Here is a 21,404-nt window from a genome sequence, read left to right on the forward strand (position 1 = left end):
CTATAATCAAATCTTATTCAGCGCCTGCTTCGGCACCTTCCAAATTCAGGTTGAGCTTATCGCTCGTACCGTCATCTTCGTCATCGATTTCTCTCATCTCGATCTCTTCTTCATTCTCGGAAAGGATCTTAACGTCCATACCTAGAGATTGAAGCTCTTTGATCAATACTTTGAACGACTCAGGAACACCTGGCTCTGGTACGTTCTCACCCTTAACGATCGATTCATACGTCTTCACACGGCCGACAACATCGTCGGATTTGACGGTAAGAATCTCTTGAAGCGTATAGGCAGCGCCGTATGCTTCAAGCGCCCAAACTTCCATCTCGCCGAAGCGCTGACCACCGAATTGAGCTTTACCGCCCAATGGTTGTTGCGTAACGAGGGAGTAAGGACCAGTCGAGCGGGCATGGATTTTATCGTCAACCATGTGCGCCAGTTTGATCATGTACATGACGCCAACTGTAACTTCACGTTCGAACGATTCACCTGTACGTCCATCGTACAGAACCGTTTTACCGTTACGTTGCATACCGGCTTCTTCCATTGTGTCAAATACGTCATACTCGCGCGCACCGTCGAATACCGGTGTTGCAGCATGCAAGCCGAGCTGTTTACAAGCCATACCCAGATGGACTTCGAGTACTTGACCGATGTTCATCCGTGATGGTACGCCTAGTGGGTTAAGAACGACTTCTACTGGTGTGCCGTCTGGCAAGAACGGCATATCTTCCTCAGGCATAATACGGGCGATAACCCCTTTATTACCGTGGCGTCCTGCCATTTTGTCGCCTTCGGAAATTTTACGTTTTTGAGCAATATATACACGGACCAGCTGATTCACGCCTGGTGGCAGTTCATCGCCGTTCTCACGAGTAAATACTTTAACGTCTACAACGATACCGTCGGTACCATGCGGTACACGAAGCGATGTATCACGGACTTCACGGGCTTTCTCACCGAAGATCGCGTGAAGGAGACGTTCCTCCGCTGTCAGTTCCGTAACACCTTTAGGTGTTACTTTACCAACGAGGATATCGCCAGCGCCAATCTCTGCGCCGACACGGATAATACCGCGTTCGTCGAGGTTCTTAAGCGCTTCTTCGCCGACATTCGGAATGTCGCGCGTAATTTCTTCTGGCCCAAGCTTCGTATCACGTGCTTCGGATTCATATTCCTCGATGTGAATGGATGTATAAACATCCTCTTTCACAAGCTTCTCGCTAAGAAGAATCGCATCCTCATAGTTGTAGCCTTCCCAAGTCATGAACGCAACGACAACGTTACGGCCAAGCGCCAATTCGCCTTGCTCTGTCGAAGGACCATCAGCGAGAATATCGCCAACCTTGATCACATCGCCTTTGCGGACAAGCGGACGTTGGTTAATACATGTTCCTTGGTTAGAACGCATAAACTTATGCAGTTTATGTTTTACGAGATCGCCAACAACTTGTTTGCCGTCCAAAACTTCAGTACGACGCAGCCAAATTTCATTCGCAGAAACTCGTTCAATAACACCGTCAAACTTGGATACAATACATACACCAGAGTCTTTTGCCGATTTATGTTCCATACCAGTACCAACGAGTGGTGCTTTAGGAATAAGAAGCGGCACGGCTTGACGTTGCATGTTGGATCCCATGAGCGCACGGTTGGAGTCGTCATTTTCCAAGAACGGAATGAGCGCTGTAGCAACCGATACAACCTGCTTCGGCGATACGTCCATGTAGTCAACGCGTTCGCTTGGCATAGTCAGGATGTTATCTGCTTGTTTGTTATAACGAACGATTACGCTGTCGTCGACAAATCTACCGTCTTCTGCCAACTTCGCGTTCGCTTGTGCGATAACGTAGTTATCTTCTTCGTCAGCCGTCAAATACGAGATTTGCTCGGTAACGATACTAGTCTTTGGATCAACCCAACGGTAAGGCGCCTCAATGAAGCCATACTCGTTAATACGAGCAAATGTCGACAAAGAGTTGATCAGACCGATGTTCGGACCCTCTGGTGTTTCGATCGGACACATCCGCCCATAGTGGGAGTGATGGACGTCACGCACTTCGAAGCCTGCGCGCTCACGCGTCAAACCACCCGGACCGAGTGCAGACAGACGACGTTTGTGCGTCAATTCCGCCAGCGGGTTCGTTTGGTCCATGAACTGCGACAGCTGCGAGGAGCCAAAGAATTCTTTAATCGACGCAATAACTGGTCGAATGTTGATCAAAGCTTGCGGCGTGATCGCGTTAGCGTCTTGAATCGACATTCTTTCACGAACAACACGTTCCATACGGGACAGACCAATACGGAATTGGTTTTGCAACAATTCGCCTACCGAACGCAAACGGCGGTTACCGAGATGATCGATATCGTCTGTGTTGCCTACGCCATGCAGAAGGTTAATGAAGTAGTTAATGGACGAAATAATATCCGCAGGCGTAATATGCTTAACGGATTTATCAATAACGCCATTCGCAATAACTTTAATGACCTTCGCATCATCAAGCGGTGAATACACACTAATCGCTTGAAGTGGAATGCTGTCTGCATCCAACACACCATTAGCAACATGATATGTTTTGAAGCCGACGTTTTTCTCCAATTTGTCGAGGATCTCATCAAGCAGACGACGGTCAATCATTTGTCCTGCTTCTGCGATGATTTCACCCGTACCTGGATCAACCAGTGTCTCAGCAAGACGTTGGTTAAACAGGCGGTTCTTAATGTGAAGCTTTTTGTTTATTTTGTAACGACCAACGTTAGCCAAATCATAACGTTTTGGATCAAAGAAACGAGCAACTAGCAAGCTCTTTGCATTGTCCAATGTAGGCGGCTCGCCTGGACGAAGGCGTTCGTAGATCTCGATCAACGCTTTCTCAGTCGAATCTGTGTTGTCTTTATCCAGCGTGTTGCGAATATACTCGTCATGGCCGAGCAATTCTAGGATTTCAGCGTCGGTCCCGAAGCCAAGAGCGCGCAAAAGCACCGTCACCGGTATTTTCCGGGTCCGGTCAATACGAACGTAAATGATGTCTTTAGCATCCGTCTCAAGTTCGAGCCAAGCTCCGCGATTCGGAATTACCGTTGCCGTGTATGTTTTCTTCCCGTTCTTATCAACCTTCGTGCTGAAGTACACACTTGGGGATCGAACCAACTGGCTGACAATAACACGTTCCGCCCCGTTAATAATGAACGTACCGGTCTCTGTCATCAGCGGGAAGTCGCCCATGAACACTTCTTGTTCTTTCACTTCGCCGGTTTCTTTGTTGAAGAGCCGTACTTTAACGCGTAGTGGAGCAGCATACGTCACATCGCGTTCCTTTGATTCATCGACCGAATATTTCGGTTCGCCTAAGCTATAGTCGATAAACTCAAGCGATAGATTGCCCGTAAAGTCCTGAATCGGCGAAATGTCCTGGAATAACTCAAGCAAGTCATTGTCCAAGAACTTTTCGTACGATTTTTGTTGGATTTCAATCAGGTTCGGGACTTCCAGCACCTCGTTGATCCGGGCGTAACTTCTCCGCGTGCGCCGACCATACTGAACAAGTTGTCCTGCCAACTTAACCTCACCCCTCATGTCTGTCTCACAGCATCGATATATCACTGCGTATACTTTAAATAAAGAAAAGCCCTTATCGAATAGTTCGAAAAAAGAGCGTGTTCCGGCAGCCAACCAAACGCAGCGCGGCGCGATGGTTCCATATCAAGTAATTTTGCCCAAAATGTAAACATTATACGTCAAATGTGCAAGTATTATGCATTCCGCGCCAAAAATCGCACTTGACATTTTAGTTGACTAAAGAGATTGAGCCCAATTTAATGCTGACATTTTATAATATTACCATATCTAAAAAGTCAAGTCAAGAAAATCGTTAGCTAGATTTCGTTGCCAAAAAAATCCTGTATCCCTTGTCCTTCGTTACCTCTTCCACATCGCCAAACAGCAACTCCAGCTTGGCTTCCGCCGATGGCGCGCCTTGCTTCTTCTGAATGACAACCCACATCTTACCGCCGGGATTTAGGAGCTGATAACCCTCTTCGAAAATACGATGAACTACTTGTTTGCCTGCCCGAATAGGAGGGTTGGTCAAGATAACATCATACCGGTTTTTTTTCACCGATTCATAGATATCACTTTGCGTAACCGTAACATTGTTTATTCCGTTTAGCTTGGCATTCTCTTTCGAGAGTTCCACAGCACGTTCATTAATGTCGATCATGGTTACATGCCCCTCTGGCGCAAGCTTAGCCGCAGTTAATCCGATGGGCCCATAACCGCACCCGACATCCAGCACTTTAGCAGACGGCGCAAGAACGAGCGCATCCAGCAGTACACGACTGCCATAATCGACACCTGATTTGGAGAAAACGCCGGCATCCGTCATAAATCGCAGCGAATACCCTCGAAGGTTCGCCTCATGTATTTGTCTATCATGCTTCACTCCCGGAGTTTGGGAGTAATAGTGGTCCGACATCCTTATGGCCTCCTGCCTATCGTTCTTCATGGCTTAAACATACAACGAACCCCTTGAAACGTGACGTTTCAAGGGGCCCGTTATTATAGTTTGAAGTGAAATTACTTCACTTCTACAGATGCGCCAGCTGCTTCAAGCTTAGCTTTAACTGCTTCTGCTTCTTCTTTAGCAACATTTTCTTTGATTGCTTTAGGAGCGCCGTCAACCAGGTCTTTCGCTTCTTTCAGGCCAAGACCTGTGATTTCGCGAACAACTTTGATTACGTTGATTTTCGATGCGCCAGCGTTGTTAAGGATAACGTCGAATTCAGTTTGCTCAGCAACTTCTGCTGCGCCGCCTGCAACAACTGCAACTGGTGCAGCAGCTGTAACGCCGAATTCTTCTTCGATTGCTTTAACAAGATCGTTCAGTTCAAGAACAGTCATAACTTTAATCGCTTCTAAGATTTGCTCTTTAGACATGATTATACCTCCGAGAGTGTTTTTATTTTTTTTGGTTTATGCCGCCTTCTGAAGAAGGTCAGCAGTTCGAACATGGTTTATGCAACAGCTATTATTAAGCTGATTCTTTTTGCTCGCCAACTGCTTTAACCGCAAGCGCGAAGTTACGCATTGGAGCTTGCAGAACGCTGAGGAGCATGGAGAGCAAGCCTTCGCGGGACGGAAGTTCCGCCAGTGCTTTGATCTCTTCCGCACCTACTACTTTACCTTCAACAACGCCGCCTTTTAATTTCAGCGCGTCATTCTTTTTAGCGAAATCGTTCAAGATTTTCGCTGGTGCTACGGCATCGTCAACGCTGAAAGCGATGGCTGTAGGACCAACCAAAATGCTGTTCAGATCTGTCAATTCCGCAGCTTCAGTAGCACGGCGAACGAGCGAGTTTTTCAGTACTTGGAACTCGATACCAGCTTCACGAAGCTGTTTACGAAGTTCAGTTACTTGCCCAACGTTCAATCCGCGATAGTCTGCAACGACAGTGCTGGAGCTCTCACGAAGTTTCGCTGTGATCACTTCAACCGCCTGTTGTTTCTCTTGGATGATTTTTGCGTTTGCCAAAACGTACACCTCCCATAAAATTTGTACATTCCGTTTTATGACAAGCTTCCTCAGCTTAGGGTGCATGAGAAAGGCCTCCACAGAGACTGCGAAGGCCATGATATATTGTTGCCGTAAAGTTAATCACGCGCAAGTCTATTTATCATAACACCTCGGTAGGGAATTAAGCCTTACGGCACCTACTGTCTACGGTATGCGTATTCGAATGTTAGTTCCGTTCTCGTTAACTTAACGGTAAACCGATACGTTAACACGAGCGCCAGGGCCCATAGTCGAGGAAACGGAGATGTTTCTCAGGTAAACCCCTTTAGCTGCAGCCGGTTTAGCACGGTTCAAAGCATCGATCAGAGACTTAAGGTTTTCATTAAGTTTCTCAGCATCGAAGGAAACCTTGCCGATTGGAGCATGGATTTGACCTGCTTTATCAAGACGGTATTCGATTTTACCAGCTTTAATTTCTTGAACAGCTTTAGTAACGTCGAATGTTACCGTACCCGCTTTAGGGTTTGGCATAAGGCCTTTACCACCGAGGATACGACCCAGTTTACCAACTTCAGCCATCATGTCCGGCGTTGCTACGCAGACGTCGAAATCGAACCAGCCTTGTTGGATTTTGTTGATCATGTCTGCATCGCCAACGAAGTCAGCGCCAGCAGCTTCTGCTTCTTTTGCTTTTTCGCCTTTCGCGAATACGAGAACACGTTTCGTTTTACCAGTACCATGCGGAAGTACAACAACGCCACGTACCGCTTGGTCTTGTTTACGAGGGTCAACGCCCAGACGTACAGCTACTTCAACGGATTCGTCGAATTTTGCTGTAGCAGCCTTCTTTACAAGCTCGATAGCTTCCAAAGACTCGTAAGTTGCTTCGCTGGAGATCAGCTTAGCTGCTTCCAAATATTTTTTGCCATGTTTAGCCATTTGAGTTTTCCTCCTTTGTGGTTGTAGCGGAAAATTCCCGATCGGGACTCCTCCCACCTACGAAGCCGAAACTTCGCTGGGCATCGCCTTATAGGCGGCCCTTGTGCAGTGACCGCAAGCGGTCAGCAGCACAATTAGTCAACGATTGTAACACCCATGCTGCGTGCAGTACCTTCAATCATAAGCATTGCTGCCTCAACGGAAGCTGCATTCAGGTCAGGCATTTTTTGCTCAGCGATCTCACGTACTTTCGCACGATTAACCGTAGCAACTTTCTTCTTGTTTGGTTCACCGGAACCCTTTTCGATACCTGCTGCTACGCGAAGCAATACTGCTGCCGGCGGAGTTTTAGTTTCGAAAGTGAAGGAACGGTCTTCAAACACTGTGATAACAACCGGGATAATCAATCCCGCTTGATCTGCAGTACGCGCATTGAATTCTTTACAGAATGCCATAATGTTAACGCCTGCTTGACCTAGTGCTGGACCAATCGGCGGAGCCGGATTAGCTTTGCCTGCAGGAACCTGCAGTTTGACCATTTTGATAACCTTTTTTGCCATGACTTAACACCTCCTTACACTGGTAATCCCAAACCTGGAAACAAAGATACTAGATCTTCTCCACTTGAGTATAATCAAGCTCAAGAGGGGTTTCCCTGCCAAACATGTTGACATGTACCTTAAGCTTCGCTTTGTCGAGTAGAATTTCTTCTATCGTACCAACAAAGTCTGCAAAAGGACCTTCTTTGACGCGCACGGTTTCCTTCAGGTCGAATTCAATCTTCGGCTTCGGTTCTTCCATGCCCATATGCTTCAGAATTTGTTCAACTTCATCTGGCATAAGCGCAATTGGCTTGGAGCCAGATCCCGTCGACCCTACAAATCCTGTGACGCCCGGTGTATTGCGAACAACATACCATGAATCGTCAGTTTGAACCATCTCCACAAGGACGTAGCCGGGATAGACTTTACGTTGAACGGTCTTTTTCTTACCGTCCTTCTCTACCACTTCTTCTTCCATTGGAACCAGAACGCGAAAGATCTTATCTTCCATGCCCATCGATTCGAGGCGACGCTCCAAATTGGCTTTCACTTTGTTCTCATAACCGGCGTAAGTGTGTACGACATACCATCTTTTTTCCATTCCAATCCACCTTTGGACCCTTCTTAAACAATCAGTTCAACTAGAGACGAGATCCCGATGTCAAGAAGCCAAAAGTAAATCGTCACAAACGCGATCGTTAGAAGTACGACGATCGAATAGCTTGTCAACTCTTTACGGTTTGGCCAGCGAACTTTTTTAAGTTCTGCCCAGCTGTCGGCAAAGAAACTAAACGTTGTTCCGAAGCTTTGCTTCAGTTTAGCCAAAAATGCCACGTCAACACCTCCAATGACTATCTCGTCTCGCGATGAGGAGTCTGCTCGTTACAGAACTTGCAAAACTTCTTCAACTCGATGCGGTCGGGGTGATTGCGTTTGTTCTTGCTGCTCGCATAGTTTCTCTGTTTGCAGTTTGTGCATGCCAACGTGATAATTACCCGCATTGAATTACACCTCCCGAACTGCTAAATACGGATTACGACGTCATAATGATATTATGTCGTCCCAACATCAACCCCAATACGAAACAAAGCCTCGCATTAAGGCCTACCTAAAACAATTTATCACACGGCATATTGCATGTCAATGGAAACATAGGCTGTACCGTAGCGAATATTATGGAAAAAAGTCGATATCGGAACTCTCGTCTCTACCATTATCGTCACAATTCCTGCTTTTATAACTCAATTGTCAATGAATGCACCGTCCGTAGGAGAGGCAGCGTTCATTTCGCGGTTGAAAAATGAAAATGAGCCGCCCTCCGCCCTAGGCTTGCAGCCTGACGGATGAACAGCTCATATAGACTCTATAAATATTTATAGAGGTTAATAGATTAACTGCTAAGATCACGAACTTCCAAGTAACGCTCTAGCTTACGCTTTACACGCTGCAAAGCATTATCAATCGACTTCACATGCCTGTCCAAATCGACAGCAATCTCCTGGTACGATCTCCCATCCAAATAAAGCATGAGCACCTTACGCTCCAGATCGCTTAGAATCTCGGACATCTTATCTTCCAGACCTACGAATTCCTCTTGGTTAATAATGAGTTCTTCCGGATCGGATACCCGAGTGCCGCAAATAACATCAAGCAGGGTACGGTCCGAATCTTCATCATAAATAGGTTTGTCGAGCGAAACATAGGAATTGAGCGGTATATGCTTCTGTCTCGTAGCCGTCTTAATGGCAGTAATAATCTGCCGCGTGATACATAACTCCGCAAATGCTTTAAAGCTGGCAAGTTTGTCCCCTTTAAAGTCGCGAATAGATTTATAGAGTCCGATCATGCCTTCCTGCACGATATCTTCCCGATCGGCACCGATAAGGAAGTACGAACGCGCCTTGGCACGGACAAAGTTCTTATATTTGTTGATCAAATATTCAAGAGCTAGACTGTCGCCGTTACGAACCGCTTCTACGATATCCTCGTCAGAACTGCAGTCATACTCAAGCGTACTCCATTTTTTGAGGTCGATGCTCACAAACTATCCCTCCGGCCTGCAAGGCGTACGCCGCTAGATTCATATGCAACCAAACATGTATGGCTTCATTACCATAACGAACGTCTAAACTGTCAACTAAGACAAAATAGCGATATAACCCACCGTTCTCATCACTAAATATAGAGTCAGTATACATTATGTAATCTTACACCGTCAACCGATTTGCCGTTTTGAGAGAGTCGTAATACTTGTAATTATGTAATTTTATGGATGAATTAAGAGCTACTTGTCTCCTCGCCTCAGTCGTTCGAGCTGTGTACGCACCTCAAGACTAAGATTGCCGTCCAGCGTATTACGTTTTCCGGGTGAGCTTTCGCGTTCGCGCAAGGTGTGTTCAATCTGTTTTCGGTTCTGATTAATATCGATCAGAAGCTCTCTCGCTGACAGCCGAAGTGCTCCTTTGCCAAACGCGACATGCTGCTCGACAAGATCAGAAGTTGCGACGAATACATTGCGGCGTCTTGCCATCAGCTCACTTACAAGACGTTCAATGCATTCGTCTGCCGTTTCTTTCTCTTTTGTATAGAGGATCGTCAGCTTATGATGCCGATAGGTAGCCCCAAGTCCAGGCACCTGATGAGCATCAAAAATAACATATACCATCATCCCCGAAAAACCCTGATAATCAGCCAGCATGTCCAGCAGCTTGTCCCGCGCTTCCTCCAGATCAATTTCCTTCAGCTTCTCAAGCACGGGCCAGGCACCGATCATGTTATAGCCGTCCACCAGCAAAATATCATTACGCCGGTTCATCGGCTATACGCTCCGACGCTGCCTGACCACTTCGTACATCAGAACACCTGCTGCTACAGAGGCATTCAAGGAATTAAGCCGGCCGTGCATCGGCAGCTTCACAAGGAAATCGCATTTTTCTTTAATTAATCGACCCATGCCTTTGCCTTCATTTCCGATCACAATCGCAAGAGGCAGATCAAACTTTGTCTTGTAAACATCCTGCGGCGCACTTACATCAGTACCCGCTACCCATACTCCCTCTTCCTTCAAACGGTCAATGGTCTGTGCCAGGTTCGTCACTCGAGCAACGGGTACATGTTCCGCCGCTCCAGCCGAAGTTTTAAGCACAGATGCCGTTAGGCCGACGGAACGGCGCTTTGGAATAATAACGCCATGTACGCCGGTACACTCTGCCGTACGCAGAATAGAACCAAGGTTATGGGGATCTTCGATCTCGTCCAAGATAAGCAGGAATGGTGTTTCGTTCAACACACGTGCTCTTGCAAGCAGATCCTCTACTTCTGCATAGGCAAAAGCAGCTGCCTGCGCAACTACGCCCTGATGCTGCACACCTTCTACCATCGTATCAAGCTTACGCTTGTCCACAAACTGGACGATAACGCCATGCTGTTTGGCTTCCGCCACAATCGGTTGAGTCAGGCTCTTCTGTGCGCCTTCAGCAATCCAGATTTTATTAATATCACGTCCGGAACGGAGTGCCTCCATGACAGGATGCTTGCCGGCAATCATTTCTTCTTGGTTGTAACGTTCAGTCACGCTTGACCCTCCTTCTCTTCTTGCTGTTCTTCAGTTATAGACGGTGCAATTGCCGCCGCAAACAGTTCATGCAGACGCTCAATCTGGCCCTCATAATACAAATAGCCGACTAAACATTCCAGAGCAGTGGCCTGCCTGTAATCCGCAGGGTCAGCGTTTTTCGGTGGAGCTCCTGATTTCGTATTGCGTCCGCGCCTTACAATATCCGCTTCTTCTTCACTTAACATCGGCTGCCACTTCTCAAGCAGCTTACGCTGAGCTTTCGCAGAAACGATCTTAGTCGCTTCCTTATGAAGGTGATGCGATTTATGGTTAGTAAGCGATACAAGGTATTGCCTCACAAGAAGTTCAAATACGCTGTCACCTACATAAGCGAGCACAACCGGATTAATAAGCTGTGTCTTCTTGGAAGGACGATGGAACAGAAGTCCCGCTCCTGTTCCATCCCCTGATCCTGCTTCCTCTATATCCCCAAATTCCCGTTCATTATTGCTATTCAAAATAACACTTCCTCCAATTCCGATTCGCGGAAGATGCCTACAGGCGCCGCCAACGAATCCCTTGCGGAGTGTCCTCTAGTGCAATTCCTTTTTCCGTGAGCAGATCGCGGATTTCGTCCGCCCGTGCCCAGTTCTTTGCTTTGCGTACTTCTGTACGCTCCACAATTAGTGCTTCAATCTCCTCATCAAGCAATTCGGCGTTTGCATCAGCTTCAGGAAGAAGGCCAATCACGGCATTTATTTGCTCAAGTGCCTCAAGTATTGCAGCCACTCCTGCAGCCGTTGCATCCGGGCGATTCATATATTGATTCGCTTCGGTTACAAGCTCGAATACAGTCGTAATTGCATCTGGTGTATTGAAATCATCGTTCATCTTCGCTGCGAACTGTGCCTTAATTTGCGCCAATCTTTCAACAAGCTCAGGTTCGGCCGATGCGGCACCCTCAGCTTGTGCGCCGAATGCAGTAAGACGATGCTTCAAGTTCGCCGCACAGTTTGCAATCCGCTCTACACTGTTTTCCGCTTGAGTAATGGTCTCATCCGTGAAGTTGAGCGGGCTGCGGTAATGCGTCGACAAAATGAAATAACGAATGGCAGCTGGGCTCACCTTCTTCACGAGTTCACGAACCGTGATGCCATTGCCAAGCGATTTGGACATTTTCTCATTGTTAATATGAATATAACCATTATGCATCCAATAGTTCGCAAGAGGCTTGCCAGTAAATGCCTCAGATTGAGCTACCTCGCATTCATGATGCGGGAACTGCAGGTCATGACCGCCACCGTGAATGTCAAGCGTATCGCCCAGATACTCACGAGCCATTGCCGAGCATTCAATATGCCATCCTGGGCGCCCAGGTCCCCAAGGGCTTTCCCAGTTAATTTCACCAGGCTTAACACCTTTCCACAAAACGAAGTCCTGCGGATTCTCTTTACGATCACCAACCTCGATCCGGATGCCGAACTGAAGCTCCTCCAGATTTTGATGAGACAGCTTGCCGTAATCCTCAAACTTCGATGTGCGGTAGTACACGTCACCTTCACTTGCATATGCATAGCCTTTGTCGACAAGGCCTTGAATAAACGCAACGATAGATGGGATATGCTCGGTAACTCGTGGATTGATTGTCGCCTTATGCACACCAAGTGCAACAATATCTTCGTTAAATGCATCAATGAACTTATCTGCAACTTCAGGAACCGTAAGTCCCAGCTGCTCTGCCTTGCGGATCAGCTTATCATCTACATCCGTAAAGTTCACAATATAATCAACTTCATACCCTGCGTATTCCAGATAACGACGTACAACGTCGAAGAAAATAACCGGACGTGCGTTGCCGATATGAATATAGTCATAGACCGTTGGTCCACATACGTACATCTTCACTTTTCCCGGCTCCTGCGGGACGAACGCTTCCTTGGATCGGGTCAGCGTATTATAAATTTGAACATTCATGATCTCGTTTCTCCTCCAGCTACAGGCTGCCGAAGCTTCTCTACCTCGGACTTTAAGCCATTAATTTCTTTTTGCATTTCGCGGAACATCTCGATGACAGGGTCCGGCAGCTGCTTATGATCCAGCCGATCTCCAACCCGCTCACCGTTCCGCCTAACGACTCGTCCTGGATTGCCAACTACTGTACAGTTATCCGGCACTTCGCGAAGGACGACGGCATTGGATCCAATATTTGAATTATCGCCAATACTGAACGAGCCTAATACTTTTGCACCTGAACCGATAACCACGTTGTTGCCGATCGTTGGATGCCGCTTCCCTTTTTCCTTGCCGGTGCCCCCCAGTGTAACACCTTGATAGATGACAACATCATCACCGATCTCGCATGTTTCCCCAATAACAATTCCCATCCCGTGGTCGATGAACAACCGCTGTCCGATCGTCGCTCCCGGATGAATCTCAATGCCTGTCATAAAGCGGCTAAACTGCGAGACCATCCGTGCAACGGTAAACCATTTTCGGCGGAACAGCATGTGAGCGATCCGATGAGCCCATATAGCATGCAGGCCGGAATACGTAAAGATGACTTCGAATCGGCTTCGCGCCGCGGGGTCGTTCTCAAATACTGCGTTAATATCTGATCGAAAATGGCGAAACATGTGTTTTCTCCTCTCCCGGCAATAAAAAAGCCTCTGCAGCATATAAATGCTGCAGAGGCGGGCGTGTAACGTCGCGGTTCCACTCTGCTTGAACGAACCAGATCATATACCACAGCTGCGAGAGCTTCGGTTTTCCATATCCGGCTGTCCTTCTTAACGCCTGTAACGTTGGCTAACGTTGCTGCCTACCCCGCTCCGCCATCTTCGGTATACGAAGTGGAAGGATACGGATCGGAACAAAGCTCCCAGGTGCATTCTTCCGTCTCCGAATTAGACAATTCCCAGCCCACATGGGAAAGCCCATGCTGATTGTCCTCTCTGTAAATCCGGCTTAACGTACTTTTCCTGTTCACGGCTTTTTCGAAATTCATCAAATTGTAATTAGTATCAGTATAACGAATCCCTATACGGGTGACAAGGGAATAATCCCCTGGCTTGTTCAAGCCTGCCCAGCTGATCCGTTAAGCCAGGCGGTTCTTAAGACGGTTAATGACCTTATCTCTTCCAAGCAGAGCGATCGATTGGTTCAAATCAGAGCCATGCGTTTGGCCGGTAAGTGCTGCCCGAATTGGCATGAACAGCTGCTTGCCTTTGAAGCCTGTTTCTTTTTGAACCGCCTTAATCCAATCTTTAATGCCGTCAACTGTAAAGGCCGCAGCATCATTTTCTTCAACCTTGGCAAGGAATGCTGCCAGTACTACCGGTACTTGCTCTTCAGCAAGCACGACTGCTGCTTCCTCTTCATCCACAACTGTTTCAGCGAAGAACAAATCAGTCAGGGCAACGATATCCGAAGCCGCACGAAGTTTTTCCTGATACAAGGCAACTAGAGCCGTAACCCAAATACGTCCCGCTTCATCCAATTGTTCCGCAACACGGCCAGCCTTTTGCAGATGCGGCAGACACAGATCAACCAGACGCTCCAAGTCGATTTTTTTCATATATTCACCGTTCATCCAGCTAAGCTTTTGCGTATCGAATACGGCTGGGCTTTTGCTCAGACGTTCAGCTGTAAATACTTCAACTAGTTGATCGTGAGAGAAAATCTCCTGTTCGCCTTCCGGTGACCAGCCAAGCAGCGCGATAAAGTTAAATAACGCCTCCGGCAAATAACCCAGATCGTCATATTGCTCAATAAACTGGATGATCGACTCATCGCGTTTGCTAAGCTTCTTACGACTTTCATTCACGATCAGTGTCATATGAGCAAACTTCGGTGCTTCCCAGTTAAGCGCTTCATAGATCATAAGCTGGCGAGGAGTATTGGAGATATGATCTTCGCCGCGCAGCACATGGCTGATTTTCATCAGGTAGTCATCAATTACAACCGCGAAGTTGTAGGTAGGAATTCCGTCCTTCTTCACGATAACCCAATCGCCGATCTCCGTTGTATCGAAGCTGATCGAGCCTTTCACCATATCGTCCCATGCATAGGTTTTATTTTCAGGCACACGGAAACGAACGCTTGGCACACGGCCTTCCGCTTCAAATGCTTGGCGCTGCTCTTCCGTCAGATCGCGGTGGCGTCCAGAATAACGAGGCGTCTCGCCGCGGCTTGTTTGCTCTTCCCGCTCCTGCTCGAGCTCCTCTTCTGTGCAATAGCAGCGGTATGCCAGACCGCGGTCAATCAGGTCCTGCCAGTACTCTTTGTAAAGATCAAGGCGTTCCGTCTGACGGTACGGCCCGTAGCCTCCGCCGATATCTATGCTCTCATCCCAGTCCATGCCAAGCCATTTCAAATATTTCAGCTGGCTTTCTTCCCCGCCTGCCACGTTACGCTTCACATCGGTATCTTCAATCCGGATAATAAATTTGCCGCCTAGGCTGCGTGCATACAAATAATTGAATAAGGCCGTTCTTGCATTACCAATATGTAAATGACCCGTTGGCGACGGCGCATAACGGACTCTAATTTCTTGTGTCATAATGAATTACCCCTCTCGTATATCTTAAAAACTGTTACTTGATTATACCATCCTTAATTAAGCAAACAACCGACTGCGATGCAATTCCTTCGCCTCTGCCTGTAAATCCGAGCTGTTCAGTTGTTGTTGCTTTGACATTCACTTGCTCGACATCCGCTTCCAGCGCACGCGCGATAATCTCAGCCATTTGCGGAATATAAGGTGCCATCTTCGGACGTTGCGCAATAATCGTGGAATCACAATTGCCAAGCTTGTAGCCCCGCTCCTTCGCAAGCGCCCATACCTGCTCCAGCAGCTTCAGGCTGTCAGCGTCTTTAAATTCTGCAGCCGTATCTGGGAAATGCTTACCGATATCTCCTAAGCCCAGCGCTCCCAAAATAGCATCCGAAATGGCATGGAGCAGTACATCTGCATCAGAATGACCAAGCAATCCTTTCTCATAAGGAATTGTGACACCCCCTATAATACATGGACGCCCCTCCACCAACTGATGTACATCAAAGCCTTGTCCTACTCGAATCATTATTCCTGCTCCTCTCTCCTGCGTTTCTCTAACAATAACTCTGCCCATGGCAGATCATCCGGCGTTGTAATCTTAATATTCGTATAGTCGCCTTCAGCAATAACAACAGGTGCACCCATCCGTTCAACCACCATCGCATCATCCGTCCCTAGGAACTGTTCATCTCTTGCGTGCTGATGCGCTTCCGTCAGCAAATCACGACGAAAAGCTTGCGGCGTTTGTATCGCCCACAAGCTTCGGCGGTCTGGGGTTGAAATGATCAGACCTGTGTCATCTACCTGTTTAATTGTATCCTTTACCGGCACGGCAAGGACAGCTGCCCCGCTTTGCTCCGCTCTTTCGCAGCAGGCACGTATCGCCTTAGGGGTTACAAGCGGCCGAACGCCGTCATGTACCATAACCCATTTCGCATCCGGAGACAAAGCCTTGATCCCGGCAAATACCGAATGCTGACGCTCGTTTCCTCCTGCTACAACAGCCGTAACTTTCCCAAGCTTGTACTCCTGCACCAGCAGGCTGCAGCGCTCAACATCATCAGCGCCTACAACAAGCGCTATATCGGTAATCTCGTCCATCGACTGGAACAGCTCCAAAGTATGGACGAGAATCGGCTTTCCATGCAGCGGCAAATATTGTTTGCTTTCTTTGGTTCCCATTCGCGAACCGCGTCCGGCCGCAACGATAACCACTCCCCAATGTGCATTCATCGCTTAAGTCTCCTTGTAAAATAGCTACTCCCTACTATACAAGGTTACAGCGCTTTTTCCAACAGCTTCGGCTTTGCAAATATCATTCGTCCAGCTGAGGTTTGCAGAACACTCGTGACCAGCACTTCCATCGTAGTGCCGATATAGTCACGTCCGCCTTCGACAACGATCATCGTGCCGTCATCCAAGTAGGCGACACCTTGTCCATGTTCTTTGCCGTCCTTAATAACTTGTACGATAATTTCTTCTCCGGGAAGGACGACAGGCTTCACTGCATTTGCCAGGTCATTAATATTAAGAACCGATACCCCTTGCAGCTCGCAAACTTTATTCAAATTGAAATCATTCGTGACGACCTTGCCTTTAAGTACTTTAGCCAGTTTGACCAATTTACTGTCCACCTCGCTTATTTCTTCAAAGTCTCCTTCGTAGATCAGCACTCGTACATCAAGTTCCTTTTGAATTTTGTTCAAAATATCGAGCCCGCGGCGCCCCCGGTTACGCTTAAGCAAATCGGAAGAATCCGCAATATGCTGCAGCTCCTCCAGCACGAATTCTGGTATGACCAGCGTGCCTTCAATAAAACCAGTCTTGCAAATGTCCGCGATTCTGCCGTCAATAATAACACTAGTGTCCAAAATTTTATGTTCCTCAAAACCACTTGTTTCATCCACCGCTGGTGGAGCCTTACGTTGTTCCAACATAGCAGAAGCTGCATCAAACAGCTCGTCCTTCTTATACCAGCCAATTCTGAGTCCCAAATAGCCGAAGAAGAGCGACATCGCAGCTGGAATAAGCATGCCTGGACCGCCGATTTTGGATACTGCGGGATACAGTAATACAGATAAGAGCAGTCCTGCAAGAAGACCTCCGCCCCCTGCCATTAGATCTCTCATTGGCATATCGGCCATTTGCTCGACTCCACGCTGCATAAAGCGAATAAGCCGACCTGCTACCATTGTTGCCACTAGAAGACCAAAGAGTGCCCCAATCGCGAAATAATACAAACTTGTTCCCTGCCAAATACCAAGCGACGATTGCGACCAGCTTTCCATGCCATTTGTTTTCCCTTGCACTTCTAAACCTGCCAAACCGCCAAATAATAGTCCGACGATCTGAATCATACGTCTCATCATAAATACCACCTCCATTACAATTATGTTCCAATAATGGACGGGCTAACCCTAGGCATGAATGATTTTTCATTTTGAAATGATGGCAAGGTATGCTTATAATGGAATTAGCAGTTTTAGCAGATGAAGCTGATGAAAGAGGTGGAATCGATGAGCGCTCCTACGCTGGAACAATTCCAGCAGCAAGTGTCGGAATTATTACTTAGACATCGTAGTTTGCTTGATGTCATGTCCAAGTTCGGTCAGTCCGGTGCATCCGTTAACCGCGCAGTTACGAAGGCCGTCACGGATTGCGGTTGTATTGAGCTCAATGCACGCAAGCAAGAGTATTCAGATGAACCTAATCTCGAGAGTGCTAAATCTACGCTTCAAAATCACATTTCCGGCCATGTATGTGAATCATGCCGCGACGTTCTCAAATCCGAGCTCGGACGCAATCTGTTCTACATGACCGCGATGTGCAATCTGCTTGATATTGAATTAGACGAAGTTCTCGCCAAAGAATACGACAAATGCTCAACACTCGGATTATTTAACTTAACTTAGATGGAAGTAAAAAAGGAGCTGTACCCTTTATCTCGTCAAGATGAGAATAGGGTACAGCTCCTTTTTATTTAACCGGTTCGAAATGTGGGGCTCTTTTAAGCAATCGTCTCCGACTGTACGTTTTCGTCTTGAGCCTCTTGGGCGCGGCGTTTACGCACACGTTTCTTCAGGCGGCTATCAACGTTTTTTTTTAAGCCATAAAGCGCATATAACAACATCGGTACAAAGATAATTTTTGATAATTGGTCAGGAAATTGGATCCCAAGGAAAATTGCCAGCGCCACTACAAATGGAATCGCCCAAATGGCACCCTTGGAAATACCGATTTTTTTGAAATTAGGATATTTAATCGTACTAACCATCAATAGGGAAAGCACAAGTGTGCTCGCTAATAAAACCGAAACTGTAATATCGTCATGGAACAGCGCAAGTGTAGAAACCACGCCTCCGGCAGCAGGTATTGGAAGACCGATGAAATAACCTGGTTTCCCGGGTATAACATTAAATCGGGCAAGTCTCAAAGCGCCGCAGATTGGGAACAACGCGGTTATAATCCAAGCAATGGCTGGGTTAAGCTCCTGAAAGGCAACAACATACATAATAAAAGCCGGCGCAACGCCGAACGAGATCACATCGGATAATGAATCGAGCTCTTTGCCGAACTCGCTTTGCACATTCAGTGCACGTGCTACACGGCCGTCCACACCGTCAAGCAGCATCGCAATAATAACCATCATCGCAGCTGTTTCCGGCTTTTCATTAAACACTAGAATGATGGCGGCTATTCCAAGGAACAAGTTCCCGACCGTGAGAAGGCTCGGTATCGACTTAGTGATCATCTATTCCACCTCTTCTCTACTATGCCCTAAAACCGTTTACTAATGTATGATCGTAATACGGTACACATTCCATCCATTGTATGAGATTTAAATTTGTCTGTCAATGAACATCTGCTCTTGGATCCGTTTCAAGCCGTCCTTAATAGCACGTGCCCGAACCTCCCCAATTCCGTCCACTTCGTCAAGCTCATCAATGGTTGCCATCAAAATATGAGGCAGACGAGCGAACCGTTCAATGAGGTTATTCATAATAATTAATGGAAGACGAGGAATCTTATTCAGCAGTCTGAAACCACGTGGAGATACCGCTTCCTCTACCATTGCTGCCGTGTGGGTGTAACCCAGAAGGCGAATAATTGGAGGAGCATCGAGTAAATCTTCAGCGCTTAATTTCTTAAGTGCAACCCGGATTTCACGGATTTTATCATCCGAGTTATCTTTCGCATAATCTTTAAGCAAGTACCAGGCATCTTCATCCACACCATTTACAAGCTCATCCATCTGCATGGCGATCAGGCGTCCTTCTGTACCAAGCTCCGTTACATAACGCTTAATCTCCATTTTGACCCGAAGCACCATCTCAACACGCTGAACAACATGCGCCACTTCCTGCAGAGTGACCAGCTCTTCGAATTCCAGAGCGGACAAATTTGTCAGGGACTGGCTGAGTACGACCTTATATTTCTCCAGCGTCTGAATCGCTTGATTAGCCTTCGTCAAGATAACGCCCATTTCTTTCAGTGAATAACGCAGATTGCCCTGATACAGTGTAATGATATTCCGGCGCTGCGAGATTGATACGACAAGCTTACCTGTCTGCTTCGCAACCCGCTCCGCCGTACGATGGCGGATACCGGTCTCGATTGAAGATATCGAGTTATTCGGGATAAGCTGTGTATTGGCGTACAAAATACGCTTCATATCCTCACTGAGGATAATCGCTCCGTCCATCTTAGCAAGCTCATACAAATAGTTTGGCGAGAAATCACAATTAATGGAGAAGCCTCCATCAACGACTTCCATCACTTCGGGACTATACCCTACAACAAGTAGCGCGCCCGTTTTGGCTCGAAGTACATTATCAAGCCCATCACGGAACGGGGTGCCTGGTGCGACTAACTGCAAAAGCTGATTCATTATTTCTAGCTGACTTTGTTCCTTCATCATTTGCCCCCTATCCAAGTGCTGCGGACAGCGCTTCTGCTACCGTACTCACGCCGATAATCTCAATGCCCTCTGGTGTCTTCCAGCCTTTCAAGCTCTTCTCCGGCATAATGACGCGCTTGAAGCCAAGCTTCTCTGCTTCCTTCACCCGCTGCTCGGCACGGGACACCGCGCGCACTTCGCCTGTTAAGCCGATCTCGCCGAAAATAACATCATAAGGCCGAGTCGGTGCATCACGAAAGCTTGATGCCAGCGATACAGCAGCAGCTAAGTCGACAGCTGGCTCATCCAGCTTCACGCCGCCCGCTACATTCAAATAGGCATCCTGCGTTTGTAGAAACATACCGATCCGCTTTTCTAATACTGCAATAATTAAGGCCATCCTGTGATGATCGATCCCTGTAGACATCCGACGCGGCGACGGGAAATTTGTTGCTGCGACAAGAGCCTGAAGCTCAACGAGCACTGGCCTTGTTCCTTCCATGCTGGCTACAACCGTAGAGCCGGATACACCAAGCGGACGCTCCGACAAGAACAGCTCTGAGGGATTGAGTACCTCACGTAAGCCATCTTCACCCATTTCAAAAATGCCGATCTCGTTAGTGGACCCGAAACGGTTCTTAACCGCACGAAGCAGCCGGTATGTATGATGGCGTTCGCCTTCGAAATAAAGCACACAGTCAACCATATGCTCCAACAAACGAGGGCCTGCAATCGCGCCTTCCTTCGTTACATGCCCAACAAGTACGGTTGCAATGCCATTAATCTTGGCCACGCGCATGAAATGTGCTGTACATTCCCTAACCTGTGCGACGCTGCCTGGTGCCGACTGGACACTAGGATCATAAACCGTTTGGATCGAGTCAATGACAAGAAAGTCCGGCTGGACCATATCGATCGCATCATTGACCTGCTCCATATTTGTCTCACAAAGGACAAATAGTGATTCCGTCAGAGCACCAAGCCGGTCAGCGCGAAGACGCGTCTGGCGTACGGATTCCTCCCCGGAAATATACAGCACCTTCAGCCCTTTTGATGCCAAGGCATGCGAAGTTTGCAAGAGCAGCGTTGATTTCCCGATACCAGGATCACCACCTACCAGAATCAGCGAGCCCGGTACAACGCCTCCGCCCAGCACGCGGTTAAGCTCCTGCAACGTGGTTTCAATACGCGGTTCCTGCCCACTTTCTATATGTATGATGGATTGCGGCTTTTCTTTCGTCTGAGCCACACGAAGACCAACACCTTGTGTCTTGATTACGGTCTCTTTTTCTTCCACCATCGTATTCCAAGACTGGCAGCCTGGACATTTGCCAAGCCATTTCGGCGATTCCGTCCCACATTCCGTACATACAAACTTCAACTTTATCTTTGCCATACAAGG

Annotated in this window: 23 protein-coding genes and 1 other annotated feature; of the genes, 1 reads left to right on the plus strand and 22 read right to left on the minus strand. The window is 47.6% G+C overall.

Annotated features, from left to right (window positions below; genetic code table 11):
* Positions 1-13 precede the first annotated feature (13 nt).
* From rpoB to AC0YNT_RS29485, 19 genes are all read right to left on the minus strand, one after another.
* Complete coding sequence (gene rpoB / locus AC0YNT_RS29395) at positions 14-3,577, minus strand: DNA-directed RNA polymerase subunit beta (protein ID WP_167282832.1); 3,564 nt, start codon at positions 3,575-3,577, stop codon at positions 14-16.
* A gap of 295 nt (positions 3,578-3,872) precedes the next feature.
* A complete protein-coding gene (locus AC0YNT_RS29400) occupies positions 3,873-4,475 on the minus strand; it encodes a class I SAM-dependent methyltransferase (protein WP_475807769.1) in 603 nt (200 codons plus the stop codon).
* Between the two features lie 101 nt (positions 4,476-4,576).
* Positions 4,577-4,936, minus strand: a complete 360-nt coding sequence (rplL, locus tag AC0YNT_RS29405; RefSeq protein WP_167282828.1) for a 50S ribosomal protein L7/L12 — start codon at positions 4,934-4,936, stop codon at positions 4,577-4,579.
* Between the two features lie 94 nt (positions 4,937-5,030).
* Positions 5,031-5,531, minus strand: coding sequence for a 50S ribosomal protein L10 (rplJ, locus tag AC0YNT_RS29410; RefSeq protein WP_475807770.1), 501 nt, complete (start codon positions 5,529-5,531; stop codon positions 5,031-5,033).
* Between the two features lie 57 nt (positions 5,532-5,588).
* Positions 5,589-5,741, minus strand: a sequence feature (ribosomal protein L10 leader region).
* Positions 5,742-5,759: 18 nt separating this feature from the next.
* Entirely contained in the window at positions 5,760-6,452 is a 693-nt protein-coding gene (rplA, locus tag AC0YNT_RS29415) for a 50S ribosomal protein L1 (protein WP_475807771.1), read from the minus strand.
* Between the two features lie 134 nt (positions 6,453-6,586).
* Positions 6,587-7,012, minus strand: a complete 426-nt coding sequence (gene rplK, locus AC0YNT_RS29420; RefSeq protein WP_091190677.1) for a 50S ribosomal protein L11 — start codon at positions 7,010-7,012, stop codon at positions 6,587-6,589.
* A 49-nt stretch (positions 7,013-7,061) separates the two neighbouring features.
* Positions 7,062-7,595, minus strand: coding sequence for a transcription termination/antitermination protein NusG (gene nusG, locus AC0YNT_RS29425; RefSeq protein WP_091190675.1), 534 nt, complete (start codon positions 7,593-7,595; stop codon positions 7,062-7,064).
* 23 nt (positions 7,596-7,618) lie between these two features.
* Positions 7,619-7,828: a preprotein translocase subunit SecE gene (gene secE / locus AC0YNT_RS29430; protein ID WP_091190672.1), complete on the minus strand. Its 210-nt coding sequence runs from the start codon at positions 7,826-7,828 to the stop codon at positions 7,619-7,621.
* Between the two features lie 17 nt (positions 7,829-7,845).
* Positions 7,846-7,995, minus strand: coding sequence for a 50S ribosomal protein L33 (gene rpmG / locus AC0YNT_RS29435; RefSeq protein WP_015847242.1), 150 nt, complete (start codon positions 7,993-7,995; stop codon positions 7,846-7,848).
* 389 nt (positions 7,996-8,384) lie between these two features.
* Positions 8,385-9,035, minus strand: coding sequence for an RNA polymerase sporulation sigma factor SigH (gene sigH / locus AC0YNT_RS29440; protein ID WP_091190671.1), 651 nt, complete (start codon positions 9,033-9,035; stop codon positions 8,385-8,387).
* Between the two features lie 243 nt (positions 9,036-9,278).
* Complete coding sequence (locus tag AC0YNT_RS29445) at positions 9,279-9,809, minus strand: NYN domain-containing protein (protein ID WP_475807772.1); 531 nt, start codon at positions 9,807-9,809, stop codon at positions 9,279-9,281.
* A gap of 3 nt (positions 9,810-9,812) precedes the next feature.
* Positions 9,813-10,541: a 23S rRNA (guanosine(2251)-2'-O)-methyltransferase RlmB gene (gene rlmB, locus AC0YNT_RS29450; protein ID WP_475807783.1), complete on the minus strand. Its 729-nt coding sequence runs from the start codon at positions 10,539-10,541 to the stop codon at positions 9,813-9,815.
* A 23-nt stretch (positions 10,542-10,564) separates the two neighbouring features.
* A complete protein-coding gene (locus tag AC0YNT_RS29455; protein WP_475807773.1) occupies positions 10,565-11,068 on the minus strand; it encodes a Mini-ribonuclease 3 in 504 nt (167 codons plus the stop codon).
* A gap of 37 nt (positions 11,069-11,105) precedes the next feature.
* Positions 11,106-12,524, minus strand: a complete 1,419-nt coding sequence (gene cysS / locus AC0YNT_RS29460) for a cysteine--tRNA ligase (protein ID WP_475807774.1) — start codon at positions 12,522-12,524, stop codon at positions 11,106-11,108.
* Entirely contained in the window at positions 12,521-13,225 is a 705-nt protein-coding gene (gene cysE / locus AC0YNT_RS29465) for a serine O-acetyltransferase (RefSeq protein WP_475807775.1), read from the minus strand. Before cysE ends, cysS begins: the two co-directional genes overlap by 4 nt.
* Before the next feature lie 419 nt (positions 13,226-13,644).
* Positions 13,645-15,108 carry a glutamate--tRNA ligase gene (gltX, locus tag AC0YNT_RS29470; protein ID WP_475807776.1) on the minus strand — a complete coding sequence of 488 codons (1,464 nt, stop codon included), beginning with the start codon at positions 15,106-15,108 and terminating at the stop codon, positions 13,645-13,647.
* Positions 15,109-15,142: 34 nt separating this feature from the next.
* On the minus strand, positions 15,143-15,631 hold the full coding sequence (ispF, locus tag AC0YNT_RS29475) for a 2-C-methyl-D-erythritol 2,4-cyclodiphosphate synthase (protein WP_475807777.1): 489 nt from the start codon (positions 15,629-15,631) through the stop codon (positions 15,143-15,145).
* The gene (ispD, locus tag AC0YNT_RS29480; RefSeq protein WP_475807778.1) at positions 15,631-16,338 is read right to left on the minus strand and encodes a 2-C-methyl-D-erythritol 4-phosphate cytidylyltransferase; all 708 of its coding nucleotides are present in this window, start codon (positions 16,336-16,338) and stop codon (positions 15,631-15,633) included. The genes ispF and ispD overlap by 1 nt, the downstream gene beginning before the upstream one ends.
* A gap of 44 nt (positions 16,339-16,382) precedes the next feature.
* Positions 16,383-17,474 (minus strand): PIN/TRAM domain-containing protein, encoded by a 1,092-nt coding sequence (locus tag AC0YNT_RS29485; RefSeq protein WP_475807779.1) that lies wholly within the window; start codon positions 17,472-17,474, stop codon positions 16,383-16,385.
* Positions 17,475-17,621: 147 nt separating this feature from the next.
* Between AC0YNT_RS29485 and AC0YNT_RS29490 the strand changes: the two genes are divergently transcribed.
* Positions 17,622-18,017: a nucleoside triphosphate pyrophosphohydrolase family protein gene (locus AC0YNT_RS29490; protein ID WP_167282919.1), complete on the plus strand. Its 396-nt coding sequence runs from the start codon at positions 17,622-17,624 to the stop codon at positions 18,015-18,017.
* Positions 18,018-18,112: 95 nt separating this feature from the next.
* Here AC0YNT_RS29490 and pssA read toward each other — a convergent pair whose 3' ends face one another.
* From pssA to radA, 3 genes are all read right to left on the minus strand, one after another.
* Complete coding sequence (pssA, locus tag AC0YNT_RS29495) at positions 18,113-18,856, minus strand: CDP-diacylglycerol--serine O-phosphatidyltransferase (protein WP_167282808.1); 744 nt, start codon at positions 18,854-18,856, stop codon at positions 18,113-18,115.
* Positions 18,857-18,943: 87 nt separating this feature from the next.
* Positions 18,944-20,020, minus strand: coding sequence for a DNA integrity scanning diadenylate cyclase DisA (gene disA / locus AC0YNT_RS29500; protein WP_167282917.1), 1,077 nt, complete (start codon positions 20,018-20,020; stop codon positions 18,944-18,946).
* 10 nt (positions 20,021-20,030) lie between these two features.
* A complete protein-coding gene (gene radA, locus AC0YNT_RS29505) occupies positions 20,031-21,398 on the minus strand; it encodes a DNA repair protein RadA (RefSeq protein WP_167282806.1) in 1,368 nt (455 codons plus the stop codon).
* Positions 21,399-21,404: the final 6 nt, after the last annotated feature.

This window comes from Paenibacillus sp. J22R56, from assembly GCF_056269375.1.